At 71.4% G+C, this 12182-nt stretch carries 12 protein-coding genes and 1 pseudogene; 4 read left to right on the plus strand and 9 right to left on the minus strand.

Going from position 1 to position 12182, the window contains the following annotated elements; all coding sequences use genetic code 11:
* Positions 1 to 376: pseudogene (locus tag Q2100_RS24925) on the minus strand (metallophosphoesterase); the annotation flags it as partial.
* 107 nt (positions 377 to 483) lie between these two features.
* Here Q2100_RS24925 and Q2100_RS24930 point away from each other — a divergent pair.
* From Q2100_RS24930 to Q2100_RS24940, 3 genes are read left to right on the plus strand one after another with little or no spacing between them, the layout of a single operon-like run.
* Positions 484 to 915: a helix-turn-helix domain-containing protein gene (locus Q2100_RS24930; protein WP_302916214.1), complete on the plus strand. Its 432-nt coding sequence runs from the start codon at positions 484 to 486 to the stop codon at positions 913 to 915.
* The gene (locus Q2100_RS24935; protein WP_302916215.1) at positions 912 to 1760 is read left to right on the plus strand and encodes an alpha/beta fold hydrolase; all 849 of its coding nucleotides are present in this window, start codon (positions 912 to 914) and stop codon (positions 1758 to 1760) included. The genes Q2100_RS24930 and Q2100_RS24935 overlap by 4 nt, the downstream gene beginning before the upstream one ends.
* On the plus strand, positions 1757 to 2092 hold the full coding sequence (locus Q2100_RS24940; RefSeq protein ID WP_302916216.1) for a GatB/YqeY domain-containing protein: 336 nt from the start codon (positions 1757 to 1759) through the stop codon (positions 2090 to 2092). Before Q2100_RS24935 ends, Q2100_RS24940 begins: the two co-directional genes overlap by 4 nt.
* 3 nt (positions 2093 to 2095) lie before the next feature.
* Here the strand turns inward: Q2100_RS24940 and Q2100_RS24945 are convergent, their stop codons facing one another.
* From Q2100_RS24945 to Q2100_RS24975, 7 genes are all read right to left on the minus strand, one after another.
* A complete protein-coding gene (locus tag Q2100_RS24945; RefSeq protein ID WP_269896062.1) occupies positions 2096 to 2512 on the minus strand; it encodes a DUF5313 domain-containing protein in 417 nt (138 codons plus the stop codon).
* 25 nt (positions 2513 to 2537) lie between these two features.
* Positions 2538 to 3029: a MarR family winged helix-turn-helix transcriptional regulator gene (locus Q2100_RS24950; RefSeq protein WP_302916217.1), complete on the minus strand. Its 492-nt coding sequence runs from the start codon at positions 3027 to 3029 to the stop codon at positions 2538 to 2540.
* Positions 3030 to 3076: 47 nt separating this feature from the next.
* Positions 3077 to 3403 carry an STAS domain-containing protein gene (locus Q2100_RS24955; protein WP_264014830.1) on the minus strand — a complete coding sequence of 109 codons (327 nt, stop codon included), beginning with the start codon at positions 3401 to 3403 and terminating at the stop codon, positions 3077 to 3079.
* Positions 3403 to 7566 carry a SpoIIE family protein phosphatase gene (locus Q2100_RS24960; RefSeq protein WP_302916218.1) on the minus strand — a complete coding sequence of 1388 codons (4164 nt, stop codon included), beginning with the start codon at positions 7564 to 7566 and terminating at the stop codon, positions 3403 to 3405. The genes Q2100_RS24955 and Q2100_RS24960 overlap by 1 nt, the downstream gene beginning before the upstream one ends.
* A 92-nt stretch (positions 7567 to 7658) precedes the next feature.
* Positions 7659 to 8678, minus strand: coding sequence for a helix-turn-helix domain-containing protein (locus Q2100_RS24965; RefSeq protein ID WP_302916219.1), 1020 nt, complete (start codon positions 8676 to 8678; stop codon positions 7659 to 7661).
* Between the two features lie 219 nt (positions 8679 to 8897).
* Complete coding sequence (locus Q2100_RS24970) at positions 8898 to 9491, minus strand: TetR family transcriptional regulator (protein WP_264014827.1); 594 nt, start codon at positions 9489 to 9491, stop codon at positions 8898 to 8900.
* Positions 9492 to 9518: 27 nt separating this feature from the next.
* Positions 9519 to 10478: a GlxA family transcriptional regulator gene (locus Q2100_RS24975; RefSeq protein ID WP_264014826.1), complete on the minus strand. Its 960-nt coding sequence runs from the start codon at positions 10476 to 10478 to the stop codon at positions 9519 to 9521.
* Between the two features lie 89 nt (positions 10479 to 10567).
* Between Q2100_RS24975 and Q2100_RS24980 the strand changes: the two genes are divergently transcribed.
* A complete protein-coding gene (locus Q2100_RS24980; protein WP_302916220.1) occupies positions 10568 to 11227 on the plus strand; it encodes an HD domain-containing protein in 660 nt (219 codons plus the stop codon).
* A gap of 1 nt (position 11228) precedes the next feature.
* On the opposite strand, the gene Q2100_RS24985 is transcribed toward Q2100_RS24980, so the two are convergent.
* Entirely contained in the window at positions 11229 to 12035 is an 807-nt protein-coding gene (locus Q2100_RS24985) for a YhjD/YihY/BrkB family envelope integrity protein (RefSeq protein ID WP_302916221.1), read from the minus strand.
* Positions 12036 to 12182: the final 147 nt, after the last annotated feature.

The raw sequence follows: 12182 nt of genomic DNA on the forward strand, positions 1-12182 counted from the left end.
CGGCGGTCTCGGCGGCGTCGGCGGCTTCGGCGGCGTCGGCGGGCTCGGCGGCGTCGGCGGCTTCGGCGGCTGTCGTCGGGCCACGCCGAACCCAGCCACGGAGCAGGAAGCGGACGGGTTCGAGGGCCAGCGACGCCAGGAAGAGATACGCGGCGAGGCCGAACCACACGTAACCCGGCCACGCGAGCCAGCCGAGGCTCGTCACGCCGAAGGTCCGCGGCACCACCAGGGCGGCGACCAGCAGTAGTGCGCAGATGACCAGGTCGGCCGTCAGCACCCACCGCACCAGTCCCGGCCGGGTGGTGTCCCTGATCAGCCGCTTCCACAGGTACAGATGCATCAGGCCGAGGACGGCGGTCAGGATGACGATGAACATCTCGCCTGCAGCCTAATCGGAGTTATGGACGCTGGCCGCTGGCACTAAGCATCCGTAAACATCCCTATCAAGATGCATATTGGTGTTGTTTACGGTAGTTTGCATCGATGACCTCGACGATGTACTCACCCGACGACGTCGCGGCCATGCTCGGACTGCACGTCCGCACGGTCCGCGGGTACGTGCGTGACGGCCGCCTGCCCGCGGTGCGGATCGGCAAGCAGTACCGCATCACCGCCAAGGACCTTCGCGAGTTCACCGGCGGCGCGGGCGGCGACGACCGCCCGGCCCCGTCGGCGCCGCGCGTCGACGTGTCGGCGGTCGTCCATGTCGACGCGGCCGACCGCCGCGTCATGGACCGGATCAGCACGCACGTCGTCGCCGCGGCGAACACCGGGCCGGGACGACGCCCGCTGCACGTGCAGACGTCCTACGACGAGCCGCGGGAGCGGCTGACGGTCATCGTCGCCGGCGACCCGGACGACGCGGCGAAACTGATCACCCTGATCAGTGCCCTCGCCCAGGACGTCGGACCGTGAGCGCGATCTACCGGACCGCCGCGGGCGCGCAGGCGGTGACACAGCGCTACAGCGACGACCTGCGCGGCTGGGAGGTACCTGCGCAACGGCGGGTGGTGGCGACACGGGCGGGCGACACATCGGTGCTCGTCTGCGGCCCCGCCGACGCGCCGCCCGTGGTCGCGCTGCACGGCGCAGGCACCAACAGCACGATCTGGTTGGCCGACGCGGCGGCATGGTCACGGACCCGGCGGCTCTACCTGGTCGACATCGTCGGGGAACCCGGATTCAGCGCGCCGTCGCGGCTGCCGCTGGACTCTGACGCCCATGCGGCGTGGCTCGATGACGTGCTGTCCGCGGTGGGCGCCGATCGGCCGGCCTTCGTTGGCGCATCCCTGGGCGGTTGGCTGGCGCTCGATTACGCGATGCGGCGGCCGCACCGCGTCGAGCGGCTCGCCCTGCGCTGCCCGGGCGGTGTCGGACGCCAGAAGTATGCGGCCGTCATCGCTGCGGCGTTCCTCGTCCCGCTCGGCGAGCGCGGCCGACGCCTTGCCTTGCGGCTGGCGGTCGGCCCGAGCGCGGACCTCGGCGCGATCACCGAATACATGCTGCTCATCCATCGGCACTACCTGCCCCGGCGCGACCGGTTGCCGGTGTTCACCGACGACCAGCTGCGCTCCCTGGCGATGCCGATGCAGGTCACCGTCGGCGGCCGCGACCGCATGCTCGACGCCCACGAAACCGCACGCCGCCTACAACGCCTCGTTCCGCACGCCACCGTCGCACTGCTGCCGGACCTCGGGCATGCGATCACCGGCGACGGCGCGGCCATCCACCGGTTCCTCGACGACGGCGCACGACCATGAGCGCGGTTCTTCCTCCTGCGCAGGCCGTACGCACGCACCTCCGCCAGGCACTGGCGGCGGCGCTGCGGGCGAAGGACACCGAAGTGGTCTCGGCGCTGCGCACGGCCATCGCGGCGATCGACGACGCGGAGGCGGTGGACCCCGCCGCCTACGACGCGGGTACGACGGAGGTCGCGCGCCGCAGCCTGTCCTCGGACGACGTCCGTGCGGTGCTGCGGGCGCACGTCGACGGATTCCTCACCGAGGCCGACGGGTACGACGCGCTGGGCCGGCAGGACGCCGCCGCGCGGTTGCGCAGGCAGGCCGATGCGCTGCGCGGCTACGGTCCGTAGCGGTCAGAACGGACTGCTGTTCGACTGCCACTTCGCGTCCTCCGGGCGTGGCCCGAACCGGCGGGCGTAGTCCTCGTGGATGTGCGCGTCCCTGCGCCGCTTGAGCTGGTCGACCAGGTTCGGGTCGATCCCGTGCTGCGCCAGCCGGTGCCGGCGCCAGACCTTGTTCAGCGCGAGCGACATCAGCACGGCCCAGATGAAGATCGGGGCGGTCATCTCCAGCCGGACGTAGAACGACGTGGGCAGAAGCCAGAACGGCGCCAGCACCAGGAACGGCGGTATCGCCATCCGGATCATGTGCCGGCGCACCGCGCCCTGGCCTGCCAGGTCCTCGGCGACCCAGGCACGCATCGCATCCGGCAGGCGGCGGCCGTAGGCGTAGGGAATCCGCTGCCACAGTGAGGGTTTGGTGGTGGCCATGGTGGCTCCTGCTGATCGGGGGTGGTCAGGTGGTGAGGGCGCCGGCGGCGACCGCGGCGGCGTTGATCCGGGTGAGCACCCGGCGCAGTTCCTCGAGTTCGGCCAGATCGACTCCGAGCCGCGCGACGACGGCAGGGGGGATCTCCAGTGCACGGTCACGCAGGGCGGCGCCCGCGTCGGTCAGTGCGATGTGGGTGGACCGCTCATCGGCGGCGCTGCGGGTGCGGGTGATGAATCCGAGCGCCTCCAGCCGCTTGAGCATCGGCGACAGCGTGGCCGAATCCAGTTGCAGCGCCGAGGCGATCTGCTTCACCGACAGCGGCGGGTCGTCCGCGGTCGCCGTCTTGCGGTGGTCCCACAGCGCGAGCATCACCAGGTACTGCGGGTGGGTCAGCCCAAGGGGCTCCAGCAGCGGCCGGTACACCCCGAGCACGGCCCGGTTGGTCACCGCGAGCGCGAAGCACACCTGCTGCTCGAGGGCGAGCGGATCGATCTCCGCGGTGGTGGATGGGGGCACAACTAGATCGTACGCGCTTAGTTAGTGCCCTAACAATATCGCGGACGTCACACCGCGCCGTCGAGGCGGGCGGCCTCGACGGTGGCGAGCTGGGTCAGCCCGCTGATGTCGAGCACCCTCATCAGCAGGGGATGGACGATCAGCCGCAGCCGGTCCGCCACATCGGCGATGGTGAACAGCGCGTTGATGGCGGCGCTGTCGACGTAGCGGACGGCGCTGAGGTCGACGGTCACCGCGCCCGCACCGGCGGTCTGCGCGGCGCCGCTGAGACCCTGGCTGAACTCCTCGACATTGCTCAGGTCGATCTCCCCGGCCGCGGTGAGCACGACGGTGCCGTCGATCCGCTGGGTGTCCAGACTCAGTGGGGTGGCCATCACATGATCCTCACCGACAGATTAACGGTGGTGCCTGCGCCGTCGCTGTCGATCGCGAAATCGTCCATCAACCCCTTCATCAGGATGATGCCCCGGCCCCGGCTGACATCGGCGACCGCCCGCGGCGGCCGCCACGCGCCGGTGTCGACCACGCGCACCCTCAGCCGGTCGGCGAGCACTGTCGCACTCAGCGTCACGGTGCCCTCCGGCCGGTCGCGGTGGCCGTGTTCGATCGCGTTGGCCACGGCCTCGCCGGTGGCGATGAGCGTGTCGTACGCCTGCTCCGGCGCCACCCCGGCGCGATCCAGCCACTCGCGCATCGCGGTGCGGGTGTGCGCGAGTTGGCCCACCTCGGCCGGGAACTCCATCTCCAATGGACCGGGCTGCCGGTACAGCAGCAGCGCGACGTCGTCCTGGTAGCCGTCGACCGGGGTGAGCCGGTCCATGATCTCGTCGGCCAGTTCCTCCAGCGGCGCCGGGCGCCCCTCCTGCACCACCTCTGCGGCGCGGGCGATGCCCTGGTCCAGCGACACCCGGCGCCGTTCGACCAGGCCGTCCGTGTAGAGCAGCAGGGTGGCGCGCGCCGGTATCGTCCGGCGCACCTCCGGGCGGGGCTGTCCGGGGCGCACCGCGAGCGGGAAGCCCCGCCCGTCGTCGAGGATCGCCAGTTCGCCGTCGGCCAGCGCCATGACGGGCGGCGGGTGCCCGGCGCTGGAGTACACCAGTTCACCGGTGCCGGCGTCGAGCACCGCGCAGAACGCGGTGGTGCACCTGGCGCCGGGCAGCCTCGCGGCGAAGCGGTCGAGTTTCGTCAGCGCCGCCGCCGGGCTCGGCTCGTCGAGCAGCAGTGCCCGGCAGGCGCTGCGCAGCTGTCCCATCACCGTGGCGGCCGCGAGGCCGTGCCCCACGCAGTCGCCGACGATCATCGCCACCCGGCCGTCGTCGAGGTTGACGACGTCATACCAGTCGCCGCCGACCTGCAGCGGACTGCTGGCGGGGTGATAGCGCACGGTGAAGCCGCCGGGCAGCCGGGACGGGCCGAGCATCGCGTGCTGCAGGGCCAGCGCGGTCTCGCGCTGGGTGTCGAACTGATGCACGCGCTGCAGGCCCTGCGAGAGCCGGCCGGCGAGCACCGTCAGCAGGGTGTGGTCCTGCGGGGTGAACGGCCGGTCCTCGGACAGCTCGATCCAGACGACCAGCAGGCCACGGGGATTGCGGAGCGCGATGCCGACGGTGCCGGGTTCTGACGTGCTGATGTTCAGCGTCTCCGCCTCACAGAGTGTGAGGATCGAATTGCGATGCGTCGCAGGCAGTTCCATCCACTCGGCCGGCTCGCCCGCGCACACCAGGGCCGGCGGGCCCGCGGTCTCGCGGACGTCGCGCCGGGCCGGGAAGATCAGCGCGAGCACCCGGCGGGCGTGCCAGACGCCGCGCAGCACCTCGGCCGCCGCGCGGATCGCCTGATCGAACGTGTCCACCTGAGACAGTTCCTGATTCAACGCGGCCAGGGCGGTCTCGCGCTGAACCGCGTAGTGCTCGGCGGTGACGTCGCGGATCGTGCCGACCATGACCCGGCGGCCGCTGTCGGGGTCCTCGGCCCGGTTGAAGCTCACGGTGATCCACAACCGGTGCCCGTCGCGGTGGTTCACCGGGATCTTGTAGTTGCCGTGCGTCCGGCTCAGCAGTGCCTCGAGCACCTCGGCGCTCTGCCGGTGCGCCTCCGGATCGGAGTCGGCGTCGGGCCACCACGGCTGGACGGGTTCGTAGGGCAGCCCGTCGGGCCCGTAGCCGAGGATGTCGGCGAACGCCGAGTTGACCTCGACGAAGGCGCCGTTCTCGTCGCAGACGAAGAACGCCTCCTGCAGCGAGTCGATCAACGCCGACCGCCAGTCGGCGTGGTGGTTGCGCAACCGCGCCATCTCCACATTCGCGCGCACCCGGGCGAGCAGTTCGGCGGCGGCGAACGGCTTGACGAGGTAGTCGTCGGCGCCGGCCTGCAGACCTTCGATGGAGGCCTCCTGGCCGGCCCGCGCCGACAGCAGCAGCACCGGCAGGGCGGCGGTGCGCTGATCGCCACGCAGTGCGGCCAGCAGTTCCAGACCGTCGAGCCGGGGCATCATGACGTCGCTGATCAGCAGATCGGGCGGATCCGCCCGCACCGCATCCAGCGCCTGAGCGCCGTCCATGACAGTGCTGACGGCGTAACCGGCCGACTGCAGCAGGCTCGTCAGGTACTCGCGCATGTCGGCGTTGTCGTCGGCCACCAGTACTCGCGCCGGGGCACCGGAGGACGGGACGGCCACGGGCATGCCCGTCCCGTCAGGCGCCGCCTCCGACTCCGCGCCGCCGGGCAGCCACCGCAGCGCCTCCTGCACGTAGGGGTCCGCGATGCCCGAGGCCGGCCGGGCCACATCGGGCGAGACCAGGTCGGCCACCGGCAGGTGGGCCGATCCGAACGGCAATCCGACGGTGAAGGTGGTGCCCGCACCCGCAGCGCTCTCGGCGGTGATGGTGCCGCCGTGCAGCCCGACGAGCTCCTTGACCAGGGCCAGCCCGATACCGCTGCCCTCGGTGGACCGCGCCCTGGCGTTCTCGATGCGGTGGAACCGTTCGAACAGGCGCGGCATCTCGGACTCCGGGATGCCTGTGCCCGTGTCGGCGACGGTGATCACCGCGCCGGTGGCGCCGGCGGAAACCCGGACGGTGATCGAGCCGTCGAAGGTGAACTTCAGCGCATTGGAGAGCAGGTTGAGCACCACCTTCTCCCACATGTCGCGGTCGATGTAGACGTCCTGACTCAGCGGAGGGCAGTCGACGTGGAACGACAGGCCCGCCCGGTCGACGGCGGACCGGAAGACGCTGGCCAGCTCGGCGGTGACGACGCCGAGGTCGACCGGTTCGAAGTGCGCCCGCATCCGCCCGGCCTGGATGCGGGAGAAGTCCAGCAGCGTGTTGACCAGCTTGGCCAGCCGGAGTCCGTTGCGGTGCACCAGCTCCAGCTCGTCGCGGGTCTGGTCGTCGAAGTCCGAGGTGCGGCCGCGCAGGTCGTTCACCGGTCCGAGGATCAGCGTCAGCGGTGTGCGGAACTCGTGGCTGATGTTGGAGAAGAAGGTCGTCTTGGCCCGGTCGAGCTCCGCGAGTTCCTCCGCCCGCCGCTGCTGCGACTGATAGCTGCGGGCGCTGCCGACGCCGGCGGCCACGTGACCGGCGACCAGCTCGACGAACCCCCGGTAGCCCTCGTCGAGCCTGCGGTGCCGGTTCAGTGCGGCGACCAGGAATCCCAGCGGGGCGTCGCCCTGCTGCTGCAGCGGCACCACCAGCGCCTGCGCGGGCGGCTCGGTCCAGGAACCGGTCGGCAGGGTCAGCGAGTCGGAGTCCAGATCCATCATCACCGACCGGCCGAGGGCCGCATCGTCGATCGGCCACACCCCGAGCCCGTCGGCCGCCAGCACCTGCGGTGCCGCCGAATGCCCGGCGGGCACGCCACTGGCACCCGCGAGCCGCGCCGACCCGTCGTCGCCGAACAGATAGATGAGGGCGAACGGGAGGTCGCTGAGGTTGCGTTCGAGCTGGTGGGCCGCGAAGTTGAGCATCTGCTGCTCGGAGCGCACCACGCTGGTGTCGGAGCCCAGGTCCCGCAGCGTGGCCATCCGCCGTTCACCGATCACCCGGTCGGTGTCCTCGCTGACCACGCACAGCATGCCGACCACATGCCCGTCGTCGTCGCGCAGCGGACTGTAGGAGAACGTGTGATAGGTCTCCTCGCGGTACCCCGAGCGCTCGAGGAACAGCAGCAGCGCGACGTCCCAGGTCGCCTCGCCGGTCGACAGCACCCGCTCGATGCGCGGGCCGATGTCGGGCCAGATCTCCGACCACACCTCATTGGCCGGCCGGCCCAGCGCCCACGGGTACTTCCGGCCGAGGGTGTCGCGGCGGTAGGCGTCGTTGCAGAAGAACGTCAGCTCCGGCCCCCACGCCATCCACATCGGGAAGCGGGAGGACAGCAGGATGCTCACGGCGGTCAGCAGGCTCTGCGGCCACCGGTCGGGCACACCGAGCGGGGTCGCCGCCCAGTTCACCCTGGCGAGGTCGCGGCCGACCACCTCGTCGACACTGTAGATCGCCGCCTCCGCAGGGTCCGGCGGCGTGTGCTCACCGACCACCGCACGTCCTCTCCGCCGCCTTCACGTGGTCCTCGGGTGAGGACGACGCCGGGGACCACAATATGGCCGAACCGCCAGTGCCGGCCCGCCGATCAGCCGCTTCTCCCGCGAACGGTGCTGTACCCGGCGGAGCCGCCGTCGAACCGCGCCCGACCGGTGAAGGCGTTGCGGTAGTCGCTCGGCGTGGTCCGCAGCTGCCGGACGAAGTGGTGCCGGAAGGTGACGGCGGACTCGAAACCCACCCGGACGGCGATCTGCTCGATCGACAGCGACGACGATTCCAGCAGCGCCAGGCTTGCCTGGATGCGCTGCTCGATCAGCCACCTGATCGGCGTGGTGCCGGTCGCCCTGGTGAACTGCCGCAGATAGCTGCGCCGCGACATCGCCGAGCGCGCTGCCAGCTCGTCGAGCGTGATGGGTGTGTCCAGATGCTCCAGCGCCCAGGCCATCCCGGCGGCGATGCGGCCGTCGGTCGCCGGTTCGGGCACCGGCGTCTCGATGTACTGGGCCTGTCCGCCCGCCCGGTGCGGCGAGATCACCAGCCGGCGGGCCACGTCGTTCGCGACGCGCGCGCCGTGGTCGGTTCGGACGATGTGCAGGCAGAGGTCGAGGCCTGCCGCGCAGCCCGCGCTGGTGAGCACGTCACCGCCGTCGACGTAGAGCGGCGCCGGATCGACGTCCACCGCGGGATGGCGCCGCGCGAGCTGGTCGACGTAGATCCAGTGCGTGGTGGCCGTGCGGCCGTCCAGCACGCCGGCCGCGGCGAGGGCGAACGCCCCCGAGCAGATCGACACCAGCCGGGCGCCGCGGGCGTGGGCCGCGCCGATCGCCTCGACGAGGTCGGGCGACGCGGGTTCGGCGACGTCGCGCACGCTGGGGATGATCACGGTGTCGGCGGCGGCCAGGTCGTCGAGCCCGTGCGGGGACCGTACGGTGGCGCCGCCCAGCATCCGGATCTCCGGTGTGGCGGTGCACAGCTTCATCGAGTACCAGGGCCGCGCGATGCCTGCGGAGAACTGCTCCGAGAGTTCGGTCATGCCGAAGATCTCCGCGGCCATGCCGGACTCGAAGCCCGACATGCCGTCGTAGGCCAGGACCGCCACCGAGTGCATGTCACTATGTTAGCGATGCATGGCGTCAGTGCCACTGTCGAGAGCGCGCGCCGAAGGCCACCATCGAATGATGTTGTCCAAAGCACCTGTTCGCAGAGACCGATTCCGCGCAGTGCGGCCACTGCTCGAGTTCATGGCCGGACTGCACGCCGGCAACGGCCTGGCCCACGGCCTCCGCCCGGCGGCGCACTCCCCCGCCAGGACCGGGCGGCCGGCGGGCTAGGGGCGGGCCGCGACGTCGATCTTGGCGTCGAGCAGTTCCAGGCCCCGCGAGAGCGGGTCGTCGGGCATCGGCTGGTTGTCTGAGATGGCGATCAGCACCCCGACGATCGATCCGGCGATCACCCGCCGCTCGAACTCGTCGGTGTCCGGCCCCATCCGCCGCGCCAGCGCGTCGGTGATCAGGCCGATGAGCCGCACGTACACCGTGTAGACCAGTCCGCGGGCCTCGGGCACCGTGTACATCAGCCGCTGGCCGGCGACGGCGTCCTCGCGCTCGTCGGCCGTCATCGCACCGAACACCGAGTTCACCGCATGCCGGTATGCAGCCACCGGCGCGAGGTCGGCCGGCGCGTCGACGAATGCCGCGATGATCGGTGCGATCTGGTCGTCGGAGAGCAGCACCGCCTCTTTGGTGGGGAAGTACCGGAAGAAGGTGCTGGCCGAGACGTCGGCGGCGTCGGCGATCTGCTCGACGGTGGTGTTGCCGAAACCCTGCTCCTCGATCAGCCGGAACGCCTCCCGCCGGATGGCGGCGCGGGTCCGGATCTTCTTGCGCGCCCTCAATCCCATGGGCTGCTCTCGCACCGGCATGCCCCGATTGTCCCGCACCGGCGGACCTCAGGCCGGTTCGGCGGTCCGGAAACGGTCCCGGTAGGCCCTCGGGGAGACGCCGAGGGTGCCGACGAACACCCGGCGGAACGTCTCCGTGCTGCCGAACCCACCCAACCGCGCGCTCTCGGCGACACTGTGGCCCGCGTCGAGCGCGGCCCTGCCGATGTCGACGCGGACGCTCTCGACGTAACGCGCGGGCGTCGTCCCCAGCTCGGCGTGGAACAGCCGGGTCAGCTGCCGCGTGCTCAACGATGCCGTGGCGGCCAGCCGCGTCACGCTGTGGTCGCCGCCCGGGTCGGCCTTGATCGCGTCGGTCACCACCCGCAGCGCCGACGTCGACGCCGAGTCGGCGTCCACCAGCACCGAGAACTGCGACTGGCCACCCGCCCGCTTGAGATAGACCACCAGCGATCGCGCGACCTCCCGCACCAGGTCGCCGCCGTGGTCCTGTTCCACCAGCGCCAGCGCCAGGTCGATGCCCGCCGACACCCCGGCGGAGGTGTACACGTCGCCGTCCTGGACGAAGATCGCGTCCGGCTCCACGGTGACGGCCGGGTACGCCCTGGCGAGGCGGCGCGTGTGGCGCCAGTGTGTGGTCGCGCGCCTGCCGTCGAGCACGCCGGCTCTCGCGAGGATGAACGCCCCGGTGCAGATCGAGGCAAGCCGCCGCGTCCTGCCCGCCACCGCGCCGACCGCGTCGACCAGTCGTGGATCGATGGGCCGGCCGACCAGCCCGTCGCCACCGGCCACCAGTACGGTGTCTGCTCCTTCGATCGACGAGAGTCGTTCGCTCACAGCCAGTCCGGTACCGATCGAAGTGGTCACGTCGCGGCCGTCGACCGAGGCGAAGCGCAGCCGGTAGTCCGCGCCGAAGCGATTCGCCTCCGCGAACACCTCCGCCGGCCCCGCCGCGTCCAGCAGCTTGACCCCGTCGAACACCACCAGCACGACGTCTCGTTGGGCCACCCCTTCATTGTGACCCTGTGTCCGTTTCTGTGGGCAAGACGGCAGTTGTGCCACGGCGCGATCTTGTCCGCCGGGCGCAGCCTTGTGGCATGACCAATTCACTCACCGACCCGTCGACCATCGCGGGCATCGAGATTCCCGACACCCCGCTGGTTCGCGCCGCCACCGACGTCATCCGCGAGGCCGAAGACGACCTGTTGTTCCACCACTCCCGTCGGGTGTTCCTGTTCGGCGCCCTGCGGGGCCGCCGCCGCGGCCTCGAACCCGACCTCGAACTGCTCTACGTCGGCGCGATGTTCCACGATCTCGGGCTCACCGAGCGCTACCGCACATCCTCACGGTTGCGCTTCGAGGTCGACGGCGCCAACGCCGCACGGGACTTCCTGCTGCAGCACGGCGTCGACGAGGCCGCCGCCCGCAAGGTGTGGCTGGGCATCGCGCTGCACACCACCCCGGGCGTCCCGGAATTCCTCGACCCGGAGACCGCGCTGGTGATCGCCGGCGTGGAGACCGACGTGGTGGGCATCGACCGCGACGACCTGCCCGCCGAGGCGCTGGCGGCCGTCACCGCGGCTCATCCGCGCCCCGATTTCAAGCGCCGGATCCTGCACGCGTTCACCGAGGGCATGCGGCACCGCCCCGAGACGACATTCGGCACCATGAACGCCGACGTGCTCGCCCGCTACGACGACTCGTTCGTGCGCGACGACTTCGTCGACGTCGTGCTGAACAACGGCTGGCCCGAGTGACTCACCCGGCACGCAGCGACTCGTCGAGCACCACGGTCGCCCGGAAGCCGCAGAGCACCAGGATGTGCACAAGGTAGAGCCACAGCGCCAGCGCGGAGACGGCGCCGACGATCGGCAGCCCGCCGAACGGCGCCGACCACGGGATCGGGATCGCCAGGAACAGCACGAACCCCTGCAGGAACCCGGCCAGGATCGCCCCGGTGCTGAACGCGCCGATCAACAGCGCACGCAGGCCGATCCGGCCCGGGCCGATCAGACCGAACACCCCGACCAGCGCGGTCGACACCGTGACCCAGACGATGTGGAACGCGACCACTACACCCCACACCAGCGACCAGCCCTCACCGGCGTACAGCGGGCCGACGTAGCGGGCGGAGGCGAGCACGGCGAGCACCAGGAACGGCGCGACCGCCGCGACCGCGAGCAGGCCTGCCCGGCCGCGCCAGCCCGTCAGCGTGTCCCGCGCGGCCGACATCTGCACGAACGCCCGGCGCAGCCCCTCGCCGTAGAGGCTGGCCGGGAACAGCACGACCAGCGCCTGCAGCCACGACATCGACAGCGCGACGGACGTCAGCGTGCGCAGCGCCTCGGGCGTCCCGTGCCCGCCGGGCAGCCCGCCGATCGCGTCCTCCATCGCGGCGGTGACGGTGTCGTGGCCGACGAGCCCGCCGACCGCCCACAGCGACGCCAGCGCCAGCGGGACCAGCCCGATCACCCCGAAGTAGGTGGCCCCGGCCGCCCACAGGGCGAGGTCGCTGCCCGGGAACGTCTTGCGCATCCCCGCCCCGAAGTCGCGCAGCCGGCTCATCGCGCGCCCTGGCAGGCTGGCGTCATGACGGCGGAGGACCCCGCGGACGACGAGGGCTGGTCGGCGCGCCACGACGGGGTGCAGCCGTCGCCGGTGGTGCGCGGCTGGTTGCGGATGGTGCGCGCGCTGACCGCCGGTCCGCTGCTC

Origin of the sequence: Mycolicibacterium arseniciresistens (assembly GCF_030519285.1) — a bacterium.
GTDB lineage: Bacteria > Actinomycetota > Actinomycetes > Mycobacteriales > Mycobacteriaceae > Mycobacterium > Mycobacterium arseniciresistens.